22 protein-coding genes and 2 tRNA genes are annotated in these 21,441 nt (G+C 30.0%); 13 read left to right on the top strand and 11 right to left on the bottom strand.

Annotated features, from left to right (window positions below):
* Positions 1-2 precede the first annotated feature (2 nt).
* Genes mreC through rodA form a run of 4 tightly spaced genes read left to right on the top strand, consistent with a single transcriptional unit; the run spans position 3 to position 4,467 of the window.
* Positions 3-815 carry a rod shape-determining protein MreC gene (gene mreC, locus Q1A46_RS02465; RefSeq protein WP_299673638.1) on the top strand — a complete coding sequence of 271 codons (813 nt, stop codon included), beginning with the start codon at positions 3-5 and terminating at the stop codon, positions 813-815.
* A complete protein-coding gene (gene mreD, locus Q1A46_RS02460; RefSeq protein ID WP_299673636.1) occupies positions 808-1,317 on the top strand; it encodes a rod shape-determining protein MreD in 510 nt (169 codons plus the stop codon). Before mreC ends, mreD begins: the two co-directional genes overlap by 8 nt.
* 2 nt (positions 1,318-1,319) lie before the next feature.
* Positions 1,320-3,209 (top strand): penicillin-binding protein 2, encoded by a 1,890-nt coding sequence (gene mrdA, locus Q1A46_RS02455; protein WP_299673634.1) that lies wholly within the window; start codon positions 1,320-1,322, stop codon positions 3,207-3,209.
* On the top strand, positions 3,190-4,467 hold the full coding sequence (gene rodA, locus Q1A46_RS02450) for a rod shape-determining protein RodA (RefSeq protein WP_299673632.1): 1,278 nt from the start codon (positions 3,190-3,192) through the stop codon (positions 4,465-4,467). The genes mrdA and rodA overlap by 20 nt, the downstream gene beginning before the upstream one ends.
* Positions 4,468-4,495: 28 nt before the next feature.
* On the opposite strand, the gene Q1A46_RS02445 is transcribed toward rodA, so the two are convergent.
* The 5 genes from Q1A46_RS02445 to proS form a co-directional block, all read right to left on the bottom strand.
* Positions 4,496-4,936 carry a hypothetical protein gene (locus Q1A46_RS02445; protein WP_299673630.1) on the bottom strand — a complete coding sequence of 147 codons (441 nt, stop codon included), beginning with the start codon at positions 4,934-4,936 and terminating at the stop codon, positions 4,496-4,498.
* 93 nt (positions 4,937-5,029) lie between these two features.
* Complete coding sequence (gene rpsT, locus Q1A46_RS02440) at positions 5,030-5,281, bottom strand: 30S ribosomal protein S20 (protein WP_299673628.1); 252 nt, start codon at positions 5,279-5,281, stop codon at positions 5,030-5,032.
* A gap of 33 nt (positions 5,282-5,314) precedes the next feature.
* Positions 5,315-5,386: transfer RNA gene (locus tag Q1A46_RS02435), tRNA-Glu, on the bottom strand.
* Positions 5,387-5,500: 114 nt separating this feature from the next.
* Positions 5,501-5,572, bottom strand: a tRNA-Glu gene (locus Q1A46_RS02430).
* A gap of 73 nt (positions 5,573-5,645) precedes the next feature.
* A complete protein-coding gene (gene proS, locus Q1A46_RS02425) occupies positions 5,646-7,124 on the bottom strand; it encodes a proline--tRNA ligase (RefSeq protein WP_299673626.1) in 1,479 nt (492 codons plus the stop codon).
* Between the two features lie 145 nt (positions 7,125-7,269).
* On the opposite strand from proS, the gene Q1A46_RS02420 reads away from it, so the two are divergent.
* The 5 genes from Q1A46_RS02420 to Q1A46_RS02400 all read left to right on the top strand — a co-directional run bounded on the left by Q1A46_RS02420 (position 7,270) and on the right by Q1A46_RS02400 (position 12,345).
* Positions 7,270-8,496 (top strand): hypothetical protein, encoded by a 1,227-nt coding sequence (locus Q1A46_RS02420; protein WP_299673624.1) that lies wholly within the window; start codon positions 7,270-7,272, stop codon positions 8,494-8,496.
* A 51-nt stretch (positions 8,497-8,547) separates the two neighbouring features.
* Complete coding sequence (locus tag Q1A46_RS02415; RefSeq protein ID WP_299673622.1) at positions 8,548-9,912, top strand: OmpP1/FadL family transporter; 1,365 nt, start codon at positions 8,548-8,550, stop codon at positions 9,910-9,912.
* 115 nt (positions 9,913-10,027) lie between these two features.
* Positions 10,028-10,924 carry a NifU family protein gene (locus Q1A46_RS02410; RefSeq protein ID WP_299673620.1) on the top strand — a complete coding sequence of 299 codons (897 nt, stop codon included), beginning with the start codon at positions 10,028-10,030 and terminating at the stop codon, positions 10,922-10,924.
* Positions 10,917-11,645 carry a bifunctional demethylmenaquinone methyltransferase/2-methoxy-6-polyprenyl-1,4-benzoquinol methylase UbiE gene (gene ubiE / locus Q1A46_RS02405; protein ID WP_299673618.1) on the top strand — a complete coding sequence of 243 codons (729 nt, stop codon included), beginning with the start codon at positions 10,917-10,919 and terminating at the stop codon, positions 11,643-11,645. Before Q1A46_RS02410 ends, ubiE begins: the two co-directional genes overlap by 8 nt.
* A gap of 1 nt (position 11,646) precedes the next feature.
* Positions 11,647-12,345, top strand: coding sequence for a porin family protein (locus tag Q1A46_RS02400; protein WP_299673616.1), 699 nt, complete (start codon positions 11,647-11,649; stop codon positions 12,343-12,345).
* Positions 12,346-12,730: 385 nt separating this feature from the next.
* Here Q1A46_RS02400 and Q1A46_RS02395 read toward each other — a convergent pair whose 3' ends face one another.
* From Q1A46_RS02395 to Q1A46_RS02385, 3 genes are read right to left on the bottom strand one after another with little or no spacing between them, the layout of a single operon-like run.
* Positions 12,731-13,594 carry a hypothetical protein gene (locus tag Q1A46_RS02395; RefSeq protein WP_299673614.1) on the bottom strand — a complete coding sequence of 288 codons (864 nt, stop codon included), beginning with the start codon at positions 13,592-13,594 and terminating at the stop codon, positions 12,731-12,733.
* Between the two features lie 23 nt (positions 13,595-13,617).
* Complete coding sequence (locus Q1A46_RS02390; RefSeq protein ID WP_299673612.1) at positions 13,618-13,854, bottom strand: hypothetical protein; 237 nt, start codon at positions 13,852-13,854, stop codon at positions 13,618-13,620.
* A 6-nt stretch (positions 13,855-13,860) separates the two neighbouring features.
* Complete coding sequence (locus Q1A46_RS02385; protein WP_299673610.1) at positions 13,861-14,433, bottom strand: RNA polymerase sigma factor; 573 nt, start codon at positions 14,431-14,433, stop codon at positions 13,861-13,863.
* 210 nt (positions 14,434-14,643) lie between these two features.
* Here Q1A46_RS02385 and Q1A46_RS02380 point away from each other — a divergent pair, with 210 nt between their 5' ends.
* The 4 genes from Q1A46_RS02380 (at position 14,644) to Q1A46_RS02365 (ending at position 18,108) form a co-directional block, all read left to right on the top strand.
* Positions 14,644-15,507 carry an RNA polymerase sigma factor RpoD/SigA gene (locus Q1A46_RS02380; protein ID WP_075341103.1) on the top strand — a complete coding sequence of 288 codons (864 nt, stop codon included), beginning with the start codon at positions 14,644-14,646 and terminating at the stop codon, positions 15,505-15,507.
* Between the two features lie 106 nt (positions 15,508-15,613).
* Positions 15,614-16,270 (top strand): ribulose-phosphate 3-epimerase, encoded by a 657-nt coding sequence (gene rpe, locus Q1A46_RS02375; protein WP_299673608.1) that lies wholly within the window; start codon positions 15,614-15,616, stop codon positions 16,268-16,270.
* Between the two features lie 193 nt (positions 16,271-16,463).
* Complete coding sequence (locus Q1A46_RS02370) at positions 16,464-17,702, top strand: N-acetylmuramoyl-L-alanine amidase (RefSeq protein ID WP_299673606.1); 1,239 nt, start codon at positions 16,464-16,466, stop codon at positions 17,700-17,702.
* Between the two features lie 205 nt (positions 17,703-17,907).
* Positions 17,908-18,108: a hypothetical protein gene (locus Q1A46_RS02365; RefSeq protein ID WP_299673604.1), complete on the top strand. Its 201-nt coding sequence runs from the start codon at positions 17,908-17,910 to the stop codon at positions 18,106-18,108.
* 42 nt (positions 18,109-18,150) lie between these two features.
* Here the strand turns inward: Q1A46_RS02365 and Q1A46_RS02360 are convergent, their stop codons facing one another.
* From Q1A46_RS02360 to ftsZ, 3 genes are all read right to left on the bottom strand, one after another.
* Positions 18,151-18,963: a zinc-dependent peptidase gene (locus Q1A46_RS02360; RefSeq protein WP_299673602.1), complete on the bottom strand. Its 813-nt coding sequence runs from the start codon at positions 18,961-18,963 to the stop codon at positions 18,151-18,153.
* Between the two features lie 83 nt (positions 18,964-19,046).
* On the bottom strand, positions 19,047-19,493 hold the full coding sequence (locus Q1A46_RS02355; protein ID WP_299673600.1) for a GatB/YqeY domain-containing protein: 447 nt from the start codon (positions 19,491-19,493) through the stop codon (positions 19,047-19,049).
* 79 nt (positions 19,494-19,572) lie between these two features.
* Positions 19,573-21,426, bottom strand: a complete 1,854-nt coding sequence (gene ftsZ, locus Q1A46_RS02350; protein ID WP_299673598.1) for a cell division protein FtsZ — start codon at positions 21,424-21,426, stop codon at positions 19,573-19,575.
* Positions 21,427-21,441 lie beyond the last annotated feature (15 nt).

Raw genomic sequence — 21,441 nt, 5'->3', positions numbered from 1 at the left:
TTATGCAACAGCTTATTTATTTTATTCAGAAATATAAATACTTTCTGTTTTTTTTGCTGTTACAAATTATTGGTTTCACTTTAACAATCAATAATCATAGCTACCATAGAAGTAAATTTATTAGTTCTGCTAATACTATTACTGGAAGTGTTTATGAGAAAAAGAGTAATCTTAAAAACTACTTAAACTTAAAAGACGAAAACCAGATTTTAATTCAAGAAAACTTAACATTAAAAAATAAGTTATCGAAGCTTGAATATTTTCTTGACAGCATTTACACTAAAACTGCGGTAGATACAAATAACTTTAATCAGCAATTTAAATATATTGATGGTAAAATCAATAAAAATGAATTTCATAAACCTTACAACTATCTAACTATAAATCGTGGATTAAAACATGGGGTAAATAAAGAAATGGCTGTAATAAATGACAAAGGTATTATTGGTATTACAGATGCTTCTTCAAATAATTACTCTAGAGTTCGATCGATATTAAATAGAAATAGTAAAGTAAATGCAAGACTAAAAAGTAGTCCTTATTTTGGTTCTTTGAGTTGGGATGGTGAAAATTATAACACTGTCCAGTTACTTGATATTCCTAGAGAAGCAAAAATAAATATTGGTGACACTATAATGACTGGAGGGAATTCAACTATTTTCCCTAAAGGAATTTTAATAGGAACTGTTACAGATAAAACCAATGGAATAAACATCAAGCTTTTTAATGACATGAGTAATCTTGAAAACATTTACATCATTAAAAACTTTCATCAAAAAGAAATCAAAGCTTTAGAAAACGTAAATAATGAGTAGGAAACCTTTCTATCTAGCTATAATTTTTGTGAGTTTAATTCTAATGCAAGTATTAGTTTTAAACAATATTAGATTTTTAGGTTATGTAAACCCATACATTTACATTGCTTTTATTTTTATTTACCCTTATAAAACGAATCGTTTCCCAATAATATCTTTAGCTTTTTTACTTGGATTATTAGTGGATATGTTTACAGATTCTGGAGGTATTCATGCAATGGCAACTACTTTAATTGCTTATTTGAGAACTGGTTTTTTTAGAACATTCTTCCAAAAGACAGAAGTAGACTACGAGTTTTTCGAAATGAATCAAGAATCATTTGGTAAAATATTCAATTTTGTAGCGTCTTTAACACTCATACATCATTTTGTCGTTTTTTTGTTGATCAACTTTAGTTTTAATAACTTATTATCTGTGTTAATTAACACAATTTTATCGGCAGTATTTTCGTTAATTTTATATTTTCTAGGGAGCTTTATTTTAACTAGAAAACAACAATAATTGTGAAGCGAAGTTTTTTATTAATTTTTTTAATTACTCTTGTTGGATTCATCTACATAGGTAGGTTATTCCAACTACAGGTTCTTGAAGGTCAAGAATCAAGTCCAACTAGTAGTGCAACTATAAAAATCGAATACGATTACCCAGAACGCGGTTATATATACGATCGTAACAACAAATTAATGGTTGCAAATGAAGTTTCTTATGATGTAATGGCTATTCCCAAGGAATTAAAAGCTATAGATACACTAGAATTTTGCGAACTCGTTAAAATTTCTAAAGAAGATTATATTAAGAAAGTAAAAAAAATAAAAAATCCGAAAAAATTTGCTCCTTGGCTTCCTGCTGTTTTTATAAAACATCTCGCAAAAAGAGATTACGCTTTCTTACAGGAAAAACTTCATAAATTTAAAGGTTTCTACATTCAAAAAAGAACTATCAGAAATTATCCAGAACCTATTGCTGCAAATGTTTTAGGCTATTTATCTGAAGTAAATGAATTACAAGCTAAAAATAATCCTGATTATGAAAACGGAGAACTTATTGGTAAATCTGGAGTAGAATATTATTATGAAAAAGCTTTAAGAGGAAATAAAGGGAAAAAACATTTTAACCGAGACAACTTAATGAGAATTACTGGAAACTATAAAGGTGGTATATATGATACTTTAGCAGTTCCAGGAAAAGATTTATTATTAACGGTAGATTTAGATTTACAAAAGTATGGAGAGAAATTAATGACTGGTAAAAGAGGTGGTATAGTTGTTCTTGAACCAGCTTCTGGAGAAATACTCGCTTTAGTTACTGCTCCATCTTACGATCCGAATGTTTTAGTAGGAAGAAGACGATACAAGCATTCTACCATACTTTTTAATGACAGTATAAATAACCCAACTTATGATAGGGGTTTACAAGGAGTTTATCCTCCAGGATCTCCTTTCAAAATTTTAAATGGTTTAGTGGGATTACAAGAGGGAGTTATTAATGAGAAATCTTATGTTTATTGTTACGGAGGATATCGCTATGGAAAAAGAAAAAACGAATTTATGAAATGCCACTGTGGTATTTATGGTAGACCAATTCGATTAAAAAAAGCGATCGCTAATTCATGTAATAGTTATTTCTCTGATGTATATCGTAAAATTATAGACAAACCTAAAAACACCAAAGTTGGTTTTGATAATTGGAGTAATCAAATCAAAAGTTTTGGATTAGGAAACTTCTTAGGTTATGATTTAAATGTTGGTTTACCTGGGTTAATACCAAATGCTAAATATTATGATGATCGTTATGATTTTAGATGGGGAGCTACCACAAATATTTCTAATGCTATTGGACAAGGAGAAATTCAAACTACTCCAATTCAATTAGCAAATGCTACAGCTGCAATTGCTAATAGAGGTTTTTATTACACTCCTCATATCGTAAAGCAAATTGATGGAAAAAACATAAAAAATCCAAAGTTTACAACTAAAAAACAAACACTGATAAACGAAGAACATTTCCCTGTAGTTATAGATGCTATGCATGAAGTATTCAAAACAGGAACTGGAAAATATAGCCGAGTAAAAGGAATAGATATTTGTGGTAAAACTGGAACAGTAGAAAACTTTACAAGAATTAATGGAGAAAAGGTTCAATTAAAAGATCACTCTATACTAATTGCTTTTGCTCCAAAAGAAAATCCTAAAATAGCCATGGCTATTTTTGTTGAAAATGGAGGTTTTGGTTCAACTATAGCAGCTCCAATCACTAGCTTAATGATTGAAAAATACCTAAATGGTGAAGCATTAAGAAAAGACTTAGAAGAAAGAATGATTAATTTAAGTTTACAAGAAGAATACGACAAGTTAATTGTAAAAAAAGACAGTATTGAGACAGTTAGAAAATAACATATTTAAAAACATCGATTGGTTTACTATAATTATGTTTCTTTTGTTGGTGGCATTTGGATGGGTTAATATCTATGCTGCTTCTTCTACCGGAACAGATAAAGAACTTTTCGATTTTAGCACTAGATATGGTAAGCAATTAATTTTTATAGCTTTAAGCTTTCCCTTAATCGTTTTTATTTTATTCTTGAACTCTAAGTTCTATGAACAATTCTCGAGTTTAATTTATTTATTTTCCCTTATTCTTTTAGCTGGTGTTTTAGTTTTTGGAAAAAAAATTAATGGTGCTACATCTTGGTATAACTTTGGTGGAATAGGATTACAACCCTCAGAGTTTTCAAAAGCTTTTACCGCTCTAGCTTTAGCTAAATTAATGAGTGATAGACAATATAATTTAGACTTGCTTAAAAACCAAATAAAGGCTTTTGTCATTATTTTCTTACCTGCTTTTTTTATTGCTTTACAACCAGATATGGGATCAGTATTAATTTACTTTTCTTTCTTTTTTGTATTGAATAGAGAAGGCTTAACACTAAAGTATTTTATTCTAGGTATTATTACTGTAGTTCTGTTTTTACTTACAGTTAATTATGGTACTACTAATGTTCTTATCGGAACGCTTATTGTTTTAACTATTGTATTTGCTTACATTATTTATAGAAATAACCAGTTTTTAAGATTTAACTGGCCAGTGATACTAGTTACTTATATTATTTCTGCTTTATTTATTTCTACAGCCGGTTATACATACACTAATGTATTAGAACAGCATCAAAAAAATAGATTTGATATTTTACTTGGAAAAATAGAAGATAAAAAAGGACTTGGATATAATACACATCAAGCAGAATTGACTATTAAATCTGGAAATTTTTTCGGAAAAGGTTTTTTACAAGGAGATCGTACTCAAGGTAATTTTGTACCTGAACAAGACACAGATTATATATTTAGTACAGTTGGAGAAGAATGGGGATTTTTAGGTAGTTCAATCGTTATACTTTTATTTATGGGCTTATTGTATAGAATAATATTTTTAGCAGAACGCCAAACAAATAAATTTGCTAGAATTTATGGATACGGAATAGCTTCAATTCTATTTTTCCATGTTGTAGTAAATATAGGAATGGTTATAGGTATTTTGCCAACAATTGGTATACCTCTACCCTTTTTCAGTTATGGAGGATCATCTCTATGGGGTTTTACTTTACTTATTTTTATCTTTATAAGATTAGATGCTCATAAAAAATATGACTATTAGTGTCATTTATTGTACAGCTTTTCTGAAACTACAACTTTTTTGTCATTTCATATAATTGATCTTGCTTATCTAATTCGATAATTGTTCTTTTAATTATTGTTTCGTTTACTTCTTTTACTATTATTAACTCATTTCCTAAAACATAATCTCTAAATCTATTAAAAAGATTATTTAACTTATTAATAGTTATAAAGCTTGTCCATCTTTTCACCTCATCACTAAATTCAATAGTAACTTCTATATAATCATTATAATTATCTATTATTTCGTCATCAATAATTATCGATTTAATATCTGGTATTTCCTCTTTTGTGAAACAGTATTCAGGTAACCAAACAAGTTTTTTTCTAGTATCAAAAACTCTTAATAAATCAGATTTAATGTCTTGAACAACATAACTCTTTCTTTTGATAATATGGTCAGAAAATGAAGACTCGTTGATACAATAAACGATATCACCTTTTTTCATACAAATAGTTTTCTTTTCTTAAAACAATTATAAACAAAAAAAACACTTCGAATAAATCGAAGTGTTTGATATTAACTAACCTTAAAACTTTTCTTATAAAGCAGCAACGTGCTTAGCTAGCTTAGATTTTAAATTAGCTGCTTTATTCTTATGAATAACATTATTCTTAGCTAATTTATCTAGCATTGAAGCAACAGATGATAACATTCCTTCTGCTTCCTTCTTATCTGTAATAGCTCTTAATTTTCTCACAGCATTACGTGTAGTTTTGTGCTGATATTTGTTTCTTAAGCGCTTAGTCTCGTTACTTCTTATTCTTTTTAATGCTGACTTATGATTTGCCATTTTATAAAATCTTATATTGTTATAAAAACGTTGTACTCCGTACGGGATTCGAACCCGTGTTACCAGGATGAAAACCTGGCGTCCTAACCCCTAGACGAACGGAGCGGGAACAATCGTTTCTCGATTGCGGGTGCAAATATAAATTTTAATTTCTATACTTACAACTTTTTTATCTCTAAATTTGGATAAAAAAAGCTTCGAAATAAATTCGAAGCTTTGTACTCCGTACGGGATTCGAACCCGTGTTACCAGGATGAAAACCTGGCGTCCTAACCCCTAGACGAACGGAGCAAAACAATCTTTCAGTTTGCGGGTGCAAATATATAACTCTTTTTAAAACACACCAAACTTTTTTCGATTATTTTTAATATGCTTTTGCAAAAAGTACTCTTTTAAAAGATTTCTTTCCTGTTAACACACATTTACCCTCCTCATCTTCAGCATCATTAGGTATACAACGTATCGTTGCCTTAGTTAACTCTTTTATTTTATCCTCAGTCTCTTCAGTTCCATCCCAGTGTGCAGAAACAAATCCACCTTTATTTTCTATTACGTCTTTAAACTCTTCGAAAGTATCAACTTTAGTTAAATGTGTTTCTCTGTAATTTAATGCTTTTGTAAATAAATTCTTTTGAATCTCATCTAACAACTCTTTAATAAATGTTACTAAGTTATCTTGTTCAACAGTTTGTTTTTCAAAAGTATCTCTTCTAGCTACCTCTGCTGTACCATTCTCTAAATCTCTTTTTCCAATAGCTACTCTAACAGGAACTCCTTTCAATTCATATTCTGCAAATTTTGCTCCTGGTCTCATTGTATTTCTATCATCAAATTTTACAGAGACACCGCTTAATTTTAATTCTTCAATTATAGGTTTTAATTTATCAAAGATTAAATTCAATTGTTCTTCTCCTTTATATATAGGTACAATTACAACTTGTATAGGTGCTAATTTAGGTGGTAACACTAAACCAGCATCATCTGAATGTGTCATTATCAAACCTCCAATTAAACGAGTCGAAACTCCCCATGAAGTAGCCCATACATATTCTTGTTTACCATCTCTTGAAGTATACTTAACATCAAAAGCTTTAGCAAAATTTTGCCCTAAAAAATGAGAAGTACCAGCTTGCAAAGCTTTTCCATCCTGCATTAAAGCCTCAATAGTATAAGTATCATCAGCACCTGCAAAACGTTCACTTTCAGATTTAGCTCCTTTAATTACAGGCATAGCCATAAAATCTTCTGCAAAAGTTGCATAAACCTCTTGCATTTGTCTTGCTTCAACTAACGCTTCTTCTTTAGTAGCATGAGCTGTATGACCTTCTTGCCATAAAAATTCAGCAGTTCTTAAAAAAGGTCTTGTTCTCATTTCCCAACGCATAACGTTAGCCCATTGATTTATTAATAAAGGAAGATCTCTATGAGATTGTATCCATCCTTTATATGTATTCCAAATAATAGCTTCAGAAGTTGGTCTAATAATTAATTCTTCTTGTAATTTGGCATTAGGATCTACACGTAGCTTCCCTTCATTATCTGGGTCAGTTTGTAAACGATAATGTGTTACAACTGCACACTCCTTAGCAAATCCTTCTGCATTTTTTTCTTCAGCCTCAAATAAACTTTTGGGTACCAAAAGAGGGAAATAAGCATTTTGATGTCCTGTTTCTTTAAACATTCTATCTAATTCTGCTTGCATTTTTTCCCAAATTGCAAACCCATAAGGTTTTATTACCATACATCCGCGTACAGCAGAATTTTCAGCTAAATCAGCTTTAACAATAAGCTCATTATACCATTGCGAATAATTTTCAGCTCGTTTTGTTAAATGTTTACTCATAATTAATAGTTTGGCACAAAAATTGCTATTTTTTAGTGTAAATTATAGCAACAAAACTACGTTAAATTCGGTACTACTACAATAAAGTTGTTTTTTTTTGCTGATAATTTCAAAAATTTTTAATTTTAATAAAAAAGATAGGAATATGAAATCACATTACACTAAAACCAAACTTCCACAATATTTCTTATCATTAATCGTGGTAACTACTCTCCTTTCCTGTGGGGCTGCTCAAACGGTTTCTGGTAATGATGATGGTATTTATGCTGACGATGTTGAAAAACCACAACGAAGAGTGGTTCAAATGAATGAAAAAGAATATGATGATTACAATGAAAACTACTTCACTAAAGAAGTAGAACGTTTAGATAATTTAAACGGAACAGATATTATTACAGATATTGAAAATTACAGATCTGAAAATTATGATTTTGACGAAGAGTTAGATGAGGACTTTGAAGATGAAAATCAAATTTCATCAAACAGAGAACCTTGGGGATTTGATAATGATTCTGATGTAGTTGTTAATATAAATACTTTTGGTAACGGTTACAGTTGGGGAGTTTATGGCCCTTATTGGAATTCATTTTGGGGAGATCCTTTCTGGTCTTATCCTTGGCGTGGTCGATTCGGTAATCGTTGGGGAGTTTATGATCCATACTGGCATCCTTTCCACGGACCTTATAACTGGAATGCTGGATTATACTTAGGTTTTGGTGGAGTTTATGATCCTTTTTGTCCTCCAGGATACTATAGATATGGTAGAAACAGAGCTTACAGAGGATATGGTGCTTACAGAAACTTTAGATTCCGCAATAGTAGAGGAATCTACAATAGAGCTGCATACCGATCTGGCATATATAACAGAAGAGGTGCTTATGCTTCTACTAATAGACGATATGCTGGAAATAATCCTAGAGCTACATCAAGACGTTCTTCAACTGTATCTAGAAGAAACAGTAGATCTATAAACAGAAATAGCAGAAGTATATCTAGAAACAGAAACAACTCTACAATAAGGAGAAATTCTAATTCGAGAAGAATTAATAGAAATTCTAACTCTAGAAGTATAAACAGAAGTTCTAGAAGCAATAGATCTAGAAGCTACAATAATAGTTCATCTAGAAGAAATAACAGATCTTATTCTCCTAGCAGGAGTTCATCTAGAAGAAGTTCTGCCAATAGAAGCTCATCATCAAGAAGTAGCAGAAGCTATTCTCCAAGATCATCTTCATCAAGATCTAGAAGTTATTCTCCGAGATCCTCATCTTCTTCAAGATCCAGAAGTTACTCACCTTCTAGATCATCAAGTAGGTCAAGTGGATCTTCATCTAGAAGTTCAAGTAGAAGCTCTTCAAGAGTAAGAAGATAAAAAACACTAAAAAATTCTATAGTATTTACAATTAGCTATAATTTTGAAAGTATGAAAAAAATTATATTACTTGTAGTAACAATAGCTACAATAGGTACCTCTTATGCCCAATTTACAGATTATAATGATCTTGGAATTTTATTCTCAAGAGATCAGAGAACAGGTACGGCAAGATTTAACGCAATGGCTGGAGCTTTTGGGGCATTAGGAAGCGATATTTCTTCAACCGATATTAACCCAGCAGGTGCTGCTGTTGCTAGAAACAGTAAAGTTGCAGTTACTTTTGAAGGAACGAGTACTAATTTTGACTTGAATTATTATGGAAACAGTAATAACATTAAAGATGAAAGAATAAACTTAAGTCAGGCTGGAGCAATTTTTGTATTCGATGGGAGTAATAATTCAAATTGGAACAGATTTGCCATTACCTTTAATTATAAAGTAAAAGCAGACTTTGATAATTTTTATAATGGTGCTGGTAATAGTGGGTTAACTTTTTATGATAACAATTTTAATGTTACAGAACAACCTAACAATACTTTTTACACTCCTTTTGAACAAGAATTCACAAAAGAAACAAGTGGAATAAGTAGTGTATTTAACATGGGGATTTCTGCCGTACATGATAACAAACTATTTGTTGGTGCATCTTTAAAGTTTCATAGTTTGGAATACAGAGAACGTGCTCTTACAATTGAAGACAATGATGAATTAAATGGATCTCCTATACTATTTGATGAAATAAATGAACGTTTTGTTGATGGAACTGGCTTTTCTTTTAACCTAGGTTTTATTTACAAAATAAACAAATACATAAGAGTTGGAGCTTCATATGAATCACCTACTTGGTACAGAGAAGTGCTGGAAGAAAACTTAAATGATTTTGCTGTTTTTGATACGACTGATAGTGCTGCCCCTTCTCTACTATTTGAAGAAAGAATTACTCAAGGTCCATTTTCTCTACGATTCAGAACTCCAAGTAAACTTACAGCAAGTGGAGCTTTAGTTTTTGGAAAACAAGGATTAATTAGTTTAGACTATACTTATAGAGATTTCTCAAATTTCAGATACAACGATGGTGATCCTCTTTTACAAGATGCCAATCAATTTTTCTCTAGAGATTTTAGAGCTACACATGCATTCAATTTAGGTGGAGAATGGAGATTCGACAGAGTTAGTTTAAGAGGCGGATATTTCTATGAACAAAATCCAAATTTAAGAGAAGGAGGAAATACAAATGAAGATAACTACAGAGGATTTACTGCTGGTTTGGGATATAATTTTGGAAATACTCAAATCGGACTTTCATACTTACGTTCTTTAAACGATGAATTTTATTCTCTTTATAATGTAGGAGATATTAATATAAATAATACTACTTCAAGAATAGCTGCCAGTATAACTTTCAGCTTATAAAATTTTTATTGGGGATTTTTAAAAGAACCTCTTAGTAAAGTTAATTAAAACTGAACTAGGAGGTCTTTTTATTTAATCAGTTTTTTACTGTAATTTTGTATTCTCATTTCTTAGTATGGAAAATATCAATATTAAAATAGAAAACACAACAAACAACACTATAATTAAGTTTGTTAGTGACACACTTATAGTAAACAGAGGAAGCTATGAGTACAATAATATAGACGAAACAAAGGGAGCGCCTTTTATTCAACAATTATTCTACTTACCTTTTGTAAAAAAAGTTTTTGTTGGAGCTAATTTCATTGCTATTCAACGATTCGATATCGTAGAATGGGAAGATGTTCAAGAAGAAGTTAGATCACAAATCGAAGCTTATATAAATACTGGCAAAAAAGTAATAGAAGAAAACAACGACACAAAGAAGGAAGCTATTGAAGTTTATGCTGAAGTGACTCCAAATCCTTCTGTAATGAAGTTTGGAACAAATAAAGCTTTAACTCAATCTGATATAGAATTAAAAAATATAGAAGAAGCTAGCTTATACTCTCCATTAGCAAAAGCCTTATTTAACTTTCCTTTTGTAAAAGAAATTTTCATTTCAGAAAATTATATTTCAATCACAAAATATGACGTCGTAGAATGGAATGAAGTATATCAGGAAGTGCGAACTTTTATTAGAACTTATCTACAGGACAACAAAGTAATTCTATCTGAAATTCCTCAGAAAAAAGCTCAAGAAGAAAATCAAATCGAAGTAGAAAACTTAGATGAAACTTCAACTAAAATTGTAGAAATTTTAGAAGAGCATATTAAACCTGCAGTAGCATCAGACGGAGGAAATATTGCTTTTAAAAGCTATAATCCAGAAAACAAACAAGTAAATGTTATTTTACAAGGAGCTTGTAGCGGCTGTCCATCATCTACAATTACACTAAAAAACGGTATCGAAGCTCTTTTAAAAGAAATGCTTCCTAATCAAATTAATGAAGTAATAGCTATAAATGGATAAACAAGTAACACCATATAAAGGTTCAGAATTAGGCAAAAAAGAACAGGTTGCCCAAATGTTTGATAATATTTCGAACAATTATGATGGGTTGAATCGCGTAATTTCTTTTGGTATAGATGTTAGTTGGCGAAAAAAAGTTGTAAAATTAATTGGAGAAAATAATCCTAAAACAATTTTAGATATCGCAACTGGTACTGGAGATTTAGCTATGATGATGACTAAATTAAATCCTGAAAAAATTGTTGGTTTAGATATTTCGGCTGGAATGTTAGAAGTAGGGAAACAAAAAATAAAAAAAGCTGGCTTTGATAACAAAATTGATATGGTTATTGGAGATAGTGAAAATATCCCTTTTGAAGACAATACTTTTGATGCTATTACTGTATCTTTTGGTGTACGTAATTTTGAAAATTTAGACAAAGGTTTAAAAGAAATCTTACGTGTTTTAAAACCAAATGGAAAATTTGTTATTCTAGAAACTTCTAATCCAACAAAATTTCCTTTTAAACAACTTTATAAGTTACATACTCAAGTTTTTTTACCTATTATTGGAAAATTATTTTCAAAAGATAAAGTTGCTTACTCTTATTTATCGGAAAGTGCAAATTCTTTTCCTTACGGTGAAGCATTCAACAATATTTTGAGAAAAAATGGGTTTAAGAATGTGAATAGTTTACCTGTAACATTTGGGGTAGCCTCAATTTATACATCAACAAAGTAATATGTTAAGAAGACTTTTAGTTTCTAGTTTACTAATAATTGTAACTTTTAATGCTTTAGCTCAAAGAGAACGTATCGAAAATTTACCAAATTTTGATAAACGTTTTATTCATTATGGATTTTACCTTGGTTTAAATACAAATGGATTTAAAATTTCCTACAAACCTAGTGCTTTTCCAAACGCTCAAGTCGATGTAATTTCTGATGTAGGTTTTAACGTTGGTTTGATTGGAGATATGAAATTACATAACAATGTAAATCTTCGATTCGAGCCAGGTCTTATTTCTAATACTAAAACACTTCGATTTACTCATATACCTAATGAATCGCAAGGAACTAGAGAAGTCGGTAACACTTATTTACATTTACCTTTAATATTTAAATTTAGTACTAATAGACTTAATAACGTTCGTCCTTATGTTTTAGCTGGAGCTTCTTTTGATTACAATTTTTCAAGTAATGAAAATAATCAAGACGATAACTTCTCTGGACAATTTAGACAGAATGCTAGTGTATTTATGTATGAAGTTGGTGTAGGAATGGATTTTTACTTACCATATTTTAAATTTTCTCCATCTATACGAGGTATTTTTGCGATTAATAATGAAATCAAGTACGATAATAGAGAGCCAAGTCAATGGACTGACCCGATAGATTTCTTTGGTACTAGAGGAATTTTCCTTCACTTATCATTTGAATAAAAAAAGAGTTGCTTTCGCAACTCTCATTTGATAATTAGGAATAGGTGCCCCCCGATACCTCATCCTACATATTAGTAAGACACATATTTTATTTATAAGTCACTAAAAAATTTAAAAAAGAACTCTTTTAAGAGTTCTTTTTTTATTAAACCTTAATTTACAGTTGTTTATGTTTAATTTTTTATTGAAATAATTTTCACAAAAACAAAAAAGGACTAGATAAACTAGTCCTTTTAACGATTTGCTCACTACGCAAATCTGTAGATAGAAGTCCCCCGAAATCTACCAAATAATTTATATCAAATTTTCTTCAAGAGACAAGCTCTATTAAGAAAGTATTATAAACTTAACTTAGCAAATATATTTAAAATTGTTTAAAAAATAATTATTTCTTAATAATTATTTTATTATCAACTACTTCTTTAATTGGTAAAATTACATTACCCGATTCTGTACTAATAGTAGCGCAAATATTATCTATTGCTATTACAACCCCTTCTATATCTCCAACTTTAACTGAAGATCCAATTGCTATATTTCTTCTTGTGTAATATCCGAACAGCAATCTACTAACAGCATCCCTCGCTCCTAAACCAAAAGCTATAGTAAAAGCGGCTAAAACAGAACCGATAACAAGAGTTAAGTTACTTTTTATTACTGAAGTATCTACGCCTGCCTGATCTAAAGCTGTTATAGAAAGAAACACTACAATTAGATAAAAAGCTATATTTCCTACTAAATTCCCTCCACTAATCTCTAGAGACTTAAACATTCCCTGAATAGCTTTCTTTACCATAGTACCTAAATAAGCACCTGCAGCAAAAATAGCTAGAGCAGTTATTAGATTTGGCAAATATGAGAAAAAACTAGCAATCCCTCTGGATACACCATCTAATCCAAAGATACTTGCACCTGCCATTATGAAGACAAGTATTAAAAACCATTTTAAAACACCTAGTATTACATTAGTTAAAACAATATTTATTGTACTATCTCCAAATATTTTTGTTTCACTTAATTTTTCAGACCACTGATCTATGTTAGTTTTAGCAAGAATTTTTCTTATTACATACAAGAAGATTTTAATAAAAATCCATACAAAAATCACATAGCCAATAAAGCCTGCTACTTTAGGTAACGACTGTACTAAATCCTCAAAAATATCTTGAAAAGGTTTTAATAAATCTATACCTCCTTCAGCTTTTTTAGTTACTTCCTCAGTAATAACATCTTCAACTTGTTCTTGCATAACTTTAGTTTTAGTTAGTGTATTTATTCTTTATCGTTTTGGTTGTCTTCTTTTGTATTTTTCTTTTCCTTTTTATTTTCTGCAACTTCATCTACTCCTCCTCCTGATAATAAATCTCCGATAGCACTAGGATATTTCACCACGAATAAATCCGCCATATCTATCGACAGCTTTATCATAGCCACATCATTCAGTACTTTCTTTTTAAGCACTTCAGGCAGCTCTTCATGGGTTAATATTTTCTTAAACGGATTATCCATTAATTATTATAAATCGTTATACGCTTTAATCACTTTTTCCTTTGCACGCTTTAATCGCATTTTTACTGCGCTTGCTCCTAAATCTAAGGCCAATTGAATATCTTTGATACTCATATCGTCTTGATATTTCATTAATAAAATCATTTTATCAGAAATATCTATGATTTCTAGAGCTTTCGCTAGCTTATCAGATTTTAGTTCAAATAAAGAAGCATCATCAATTTCATCTACATCTGCATCTTCATCTTTTATTACATCTGTTACTACAGTTACTTTTTCATTCTTTTTGGCTGTATTCCTTTGCACATAATTCACACAGAAATTATAAGTAAAAGAATATAACCACGTTGAAAATTTAGAACGTCCTTTAAAACTTCTCAATTTAACAAATAAGCGAACAAACACATCATGTGTTAAATCTTGAGCTTCTTCTTTACTCTTAGAGAAACCATAACACTTGTTGTATACTAATCCTGCATATCGATCATACAAAATAGCAAACAAGTGCGTATCGTTTTTCTCTACGATTTTTTTTACGAGCTCTTCGTCGCTTAATTTATTAACGTTGTTAGTCTTCAATAGTTTTATTTCTTACTAAAAGTTTGGGTCTATTATGTTGAGACACAAAAAAGAAAGTAAGGTCACATTTTAATCAATTCAAATATAAAATTAACACTTCAAATTCAATTGAAAACTTTTTTAGAAAAAAAAATAAACTTTTTGTAACATTTATTTGAAATCATGCGTATAAGTATATGGAACGAATAGATAAAGTAAAATTAAACGTGTATGAGACAACTTAAAATTACAAAACAGGTAACCAACAGAGAAACTGCGTCTTTAGATAAATACTTACAAGAAATTGGTAAGGTAGATTTAATTACTGCTGATGAAGAAGTAGAGTTAGCGCAGCGTATTAAAGCTGGTGACCAAAGAGCTTTAGAAAAATTAACTAAAGCAAACTTACGTTTTGTGGTGTCGGTTGCTAAACAATACCAAAACCAAGGATTAACTTTACCTGATTTAATTAATGAAGGAAACTTAGGTTTAATTAAAGCCGCTAAACGTTTTGATGAAACAAGAGGTTTTAAATTCATTTCTTATGCAGTATGGTGGATTCGTCAATCAATTTTACAAGCTTTAGCAGAGCAATCGCGTATTGTTCGTTTACCGCTTAACAAAATTGGTTCTATCAACAAGATCAATAAAATGTATGCTTTCCTTGAGCAAGAGAACGAAAGACCTCCAAGTGCTGAAGAGATTGCAAAGAAATTAGATATGACCGTAAGTGACGTTAAAGAATCTATGAAGAATTCTGGTCGTCATGTTTCTATGGATGCTCCTTTAATTGAAGGTGAAGATTCTAACTTATATGATGTATTAAACTCTGGTGAATCACCAAACCCAGACAAAACATTATTACATGAATCTTTACGTATCGAAATCAATAGAGCTTTAGAAACATTAACTCCACGTGAAGCTGATGTTGTTAGATTATATTTTGGTTTAGGTGAGCACCAACCGATGACTCTTGAGGAAATTGGAGAAACTTTCGATTTAACAAGAGAACGTGTTCGTCAAATTAAAGAGAAAGCTATTAGAAGATTAAAGCATACTTCTAGAAGTAAAATTCTTATGACGTACTTAGGGTAATTAGTAATAAACTGACTACATATATATCGAAAACTCTCTTTAAATAAGGGAGTTTTCTTTTTTTATTACCTACTTTTGCAGCCAATTACAAACACAACACAACAAAATGAATAAATTAATAGCTCCTTCTATTCTAGCTGCAGATTTTGGAAATCTGCAACGTGATGTAGAGATGGTAAATGAAAGTAAAGCAGATTGGTTTCATATAGATATTATGGACGGTGTATTTGTTCCAAATATTTCTTTTGGAATGCCAGTTTTAAAAGCAATTGCTTCTCATGCTAAAAAAACAATCGATGTACATTTAATGATTGTTGATCCTGATAGATACATCAAAACTTTTGCCGATTTAGGCGCTGATGTTTTAACTGTACACTATGAAGCATGCACTCATCTACATAGAACAATTCAGGCAATAAAAGCAAATGGAATGAAAGCAGGTGTTGCTTTAAATCCTCACACTCCAATTACTGTTTTAGAAGATATCATTACAGATTTAGATTTAGTTTGTATTATGAGTGTAAATCCTGGATTTGGTGGGCAGTCTTTTATTGAAAATACTTACAAAAAAGTAAAACAATTAAAACAATTAATTGTTGAAACTAATGCTAACACTTTAATTGAAATTGATGGTGGAGTTACTAGTAAAAATGCGAAACAACTAACAGAAGCTGGAGCAGACGTTTTAGTTGCAGGAAGTTTTGTTTTTAAAAGTGATAATCCAACAAACACAATAACAGATTTAAAAGGAATTTGTAACTAATTCCTTTTATAATTATATTTAAAACACATAATTAATAATTGACTTTCAACTATTAATTATGTGTTTTTTGTTTTCAAAAAACACTAACTAACAAACAATTACAACAAAGTGACATATGAATGTCGCACAAAATACAACGCAAAAACTTTGAGTTGTTTTCAAATGAATTTAATCTTGTAGAAAATTCAATGGAATGAAAAAAACGAGTTTCAGAGAAAAATTAATTGAAGTAAGAACCTCTAAAGGTTTAACGCAAACTGAAGTTGCTAACTTATGTAATATTTCATTACGTACTATTCAAAGAATAGAATCGGGAACAGTGACTCCAAGAGCATATACTATCAAACAAATTTCTGAAGCATTAGGTTTTGATTTTTTTAAAGCATATGATGATCCGGACACTTATACAAAAAAAGAAACCAAAACAAAAAACATTTTTCTTAGTTCTATTGAATTTGTAAAAGATTTATTCAATTTAAAAACAAATACAATGAAAAAAGTATCTATTCTTAGTAGTTTTTGCTTTCTTATTGCCACTTCTATATTTCTGTTTACTTATAATAGCAATGCTCAAAGTTCAAAGCAGTTCGAACGTAAACTAAAAATAACTAGTGAAAGTGAATTAATAACCCCTGTAAAAGTTGCCTTTACAGACGATTTAACTTTTGAGGATTTAACTCAAATAAAAAAAGATTTGCTAAACAAAGGAATTACTGTTGAATATAAAAAATTAGAATTTGATAAAAACAATAAACTCCAAGCTATTGGCTGTTTTGTAGATTGTAATGATGGTTTTAATGGTTATTTTTTCACAAATTATTTAAACGGGAATAGAAAATATGGTTTCTATCGCGATTATGACATTAACTCTTCTTCCCCTTTCGGAACGGGAAGTCTAAGAAAAACTATAGTTTTAGATGTCGGTCATGGCGGAAGAGATGGTGGTAGTTTCTCTAAAGGTTTTCAAGAGAAAGAAATCACACTTCAAATTGCTAATAAAATAAAAACACTTTCAAAAGGAAATGAAGATATCGAAATCTTTTTAACACGATCTTCAGATGAATTTATCACATTAAATAAAAGAGTGGAGTTTATAAATGCATTAAAACCTGATTATGTTATTTCATTACATATTGCTAGTAGTGGATTAGAAGAGATGGATGGCTTTAATTTCTTTACGAATAACAAGAATAAATTAAAGAAAGAGTCTACTACTATTACTGAAAAATTTGTGAAAAGTATTTCTAAAAAACTGAAGGTAAATACAATTCAAAACATGAACTCTCATTTATTAAAACATGTTGAATGCCCTGCTACTTTATTAGAAATTGGATATCTATCTAACTCTGAAGATTATGATTTATTAACTTCAAAAAAAGGTCAGAATAAAATTGCAACTACAATTTTTGAAGCCTTAAAGGAAATTAATTAAATTTTATTTCATCCCTAATTTCTAGTTTAGTTATTCAATTTACTTAATTCCATCACATTTATAAGGGATAAATCTTTATAATGAAAACCGATTCTTAATTTTTGTGTGCTATAGTTTTTAAATTTTCTACGCGTAGAGAAATAGACATAAACTCTGAGTGTCTTTTTAATGATCAGGGAAAATCTAATTTTTAACACGTAAATCTATGTTTAAAAAATTTTCAAATATTAAAGGAATAAAAGAAATAAGTAAAAACGAACAAAAAAATATAACTGGAGGTAATGTGTCTTTTAACTGTGTAACTGATTCAGACTGTATTTTATCAGATAATCCATTTTGTATATCTGCTTGTATTACTTTTGGTGGTTCTGGAGTATGTGTTTATGACACTACTAGTTGTTTTTAAGAAGTTAAAAACATAATAAATAAAGGTGATGTTTTTAAAATATCATCTTTTAATTATTTTCTTATAGTTCAACATTCGCTCTATTTTAAAGTATAGTTTAGGAAACTTCTGCTTTAAATCTTCAGGAGTTTCAAAAAAATGTTCCATAATTACAGAAACAAATTCTAATGCATTTGTATTTGCATAATCTCTAAAATATCCAGATTCGATAACTTCTGTTGAATTATCTGGATTTCTCATAAACTTAATAATTTCTAAGTATGCTCTATAAAAAATTCTTGCACTAACATCTTTTGATTGTTTACCATGAAAAGTTAAAGCATGTGTAAACTCATGAATTCCTAGGTTTAAATTATCATTTAACACTACTTCTCCAAGTAAAAAATCTTCCCAAGAAAATATAATCAATTTTAATCCTGGATTGAATTCTCCTTTATGGTATTGTTTTGTGATTAATGAATAGTACGAAGTTGGATAAACAATAATTTTATTGAATGTTGATGTTAAATACTTTCGCATTCCAAAGGTTAACTTTATATAAGAAGAAGCCATTAACACCTTTGCTTCTGGAGTCATGTTAAACCCATCTCTTTCTATAAAATCATAATTCCTCAAGAATTTCACCAATCTATGCTCAAAGTATACCTTTTGCTTTTCATTTAATTTCTGATAAAAAAGAACACTTGACTCTAAAAACTCCTTCTTATGTTTTGGTAATTTCTTTTTTACTAAATAGGTATGGATTAGAATAGGTTTATTAAACAGAAAAACAAAAAAACGCTCAACTGCATTTAATAAAAAAGTAAGAAAGCTAACCAAATAAAAGGTTAGCTTTAAAATGTAAAATGATTTCATTTATTGTATTATGATATCAATAAAATTTATTTTTAAAAAAAACGAATATTTAAAATCGTTTGAAAATCTAAGTCTAGATTTAATTAAGCTAATTTTTGCTTTACAATTGTAGAAATTGTTTTTCCATCAGCTTTACCAGCTAATTTTTTAGAAACCACACCCATTACTTTCCCCATATCTTTCATCCCTTCTGCTCCTACTTGTGCTATTACTTCTACAACTACTTTTGCAATTTCTTCTTCGCTTAAAGCTTCTGGTAAAAATTGCTCTAAAACTTTAGCTTCTGCTAATTCAGGATCCGCTAAATCTTGTCTATCTTGACTAATAAAAACTTCTGCACTATCTTTTCTTTGCTTTACTTGTTTCTGAATAATTTTTAATTCTTGTTCTTCTGATAATTCTCCAGCTCCGGCTTCTGTGTTAGCTAACATAAAAGCCGATTTTAAAGCTCTTAAAGCAGTTAAAGCTACAGCATCTTTAGATTTCATAGCTTCTTTCATTTTGTTCATTACTTCTTGTTGTACACTCATGAGTTTTCTTTTTTTAAATATAATGATAAAAAAAATCCTGATTTCTCAGGATTTTCTTTTAGTTGTTATTTTACAAATACTAATCTACATTATCATGCAAAAACGAATTATTAGAACGTAAAAATTCGTCATTATTTGTATTTAAAGGTGTTTTCTTTTCGCTAATCTTAGAATTATCTAAATCTACTCCTAACCTTTTATATGCAGGTTGTTTTTCAATTTCATCTATGTTCTGATTTACCTTATCAGAAAACTTGTAATTAAAACCTTTCATTTTATCTCTTCTTTCTTGAGCTCTCTTTTGTAACTCAGAAATTGTTAAGCTTAATGGAGATGCATCACTATCATCCTCGATGATTTCTTCTTCAGTTTTAGTTCTAACCTCAAACTTTAAAGCTTCTTCTTCTTCAGCTTCAATAGCAGGTGTAGAGCTTTTCCCTATCGTTGGTTTTATATCGAAATCTTCTAACACAAAACGTTTTTCGATTCTAGGTTTAACCTCTTCAAATTCAACTTCAATATTTTTAATTGATTCAGTTGTGTCAATTAAATCATTTTGAGTTGTTGCTGGTTTAATTTCTTCGTAAGAATTTAATGGTAAATCAAATAATAAATTTTGCTGAATTGGAGCTTCTTCGATCTTCTCTTCAACATGTGTTTGCGTCATATTTGTAATTACAAAATCATCTTCAGCAACAGTATTATAATTTACTTCTTCAAAAACTACATCGATATTTTTAATCGCTTCTGTAGTTTGAATTAAACCATTTTTAGGTTCTGGTTTTTCTTCTAAGTCTAAAACATGAACTACTTTTTGATTTGTTGGTGCAATAGGCTCATCTATCATTCTAGATTTTACCACTGTCTTTTTATCAAACTCATAAGTAGCTTTTTGCTCATCTTCTAACGTATGAACAATCTTCTTAGTTTCAGTATTATTGATTGTATTCTGCTGATCTAAAGCAAATCCAGTTGCTACGATAGTTACCGAAATTCCTTCTTCTAAACTTTCGTCTTCACCAATACCCATAATGATATTAGCATCGTAACCAGCTTCTGTTTGGATATAATCATTGATTTCTCCAATTTCATCTAGAGTTACCTCATTAGTTCCAGAAACAATTAACAATAATACATTTTTAGCACCAGTAATTTTATTATCATTTAACAACGGTGAATCTAAAGCTTTTACAATAGCGTTTTTAGCTCTACTTTCTCCAGATTCTTTTGCAGAACCCATTATTGCTGTTCCACTGTTTGCTAATACCGTTCTAGCGTCATGTAAATCGATATTTTGCTTATAGTGATGTGTAATTACTTCTGCTATTCCTTTAGCCGCTGTTGCTAATACTTCATCTGCTTTTGAGAAACCTGATTTAAATCCTAAGTTTCCATAAACTTCACGAAGTTTATTATTATTGATAACAATTAAAGAATCTACATTATTACGTAACTCATCAATTCCTTTCTGAGCTTGTTTTGAGCGCATTCTACCTTCAAACTGGAATGGCATAGTAACGATTCCTACCGTTAAAATATCCATATCCTTAGCAATCTTTGCTATAATTGGCGCAGCACCAGTTCCGGTACCACCTCCCATACCAGCAGTGATAAATACCATTTTTGTATGTGTATTTAACATCTGTTGAATTTCTTGTATACTTTCTGCTGCTGCTTGTGCTCCAATTTCTGGATTTGCACCAGCACCTAAACCAGAAGTTAAATGTGCTCCTAGTTGAATTTTGTTTGGAATTGGACTATTCTCCAACGCCTGTGCATCTGTGTTACAAATTACGAAATCTACTCCGTGAATTTGTTTGCTATACATGTGGTTTACTGCATTGCTTCCTCCCCCACCTACACCAATCACTTTAATCGTATTTGATTGTGTTTTTGGCATATCAAATGAAATGTTATCAAATTCTGCGCTCATAATAACTCTTCTTTT

This window comes from uncultured Tenacibaculum sp., assembly GCF_947502995.1.
Lineage (GTDB): Bacteria > Bacteroidota > Bacteroidia > Flavobacteriales > Flavobacteriaceae > Polaribacter.
Note: the sequence above shows the minus strand (reverse complement) of the source record. Positions and strands in the feature narration are given on the sequence as shown.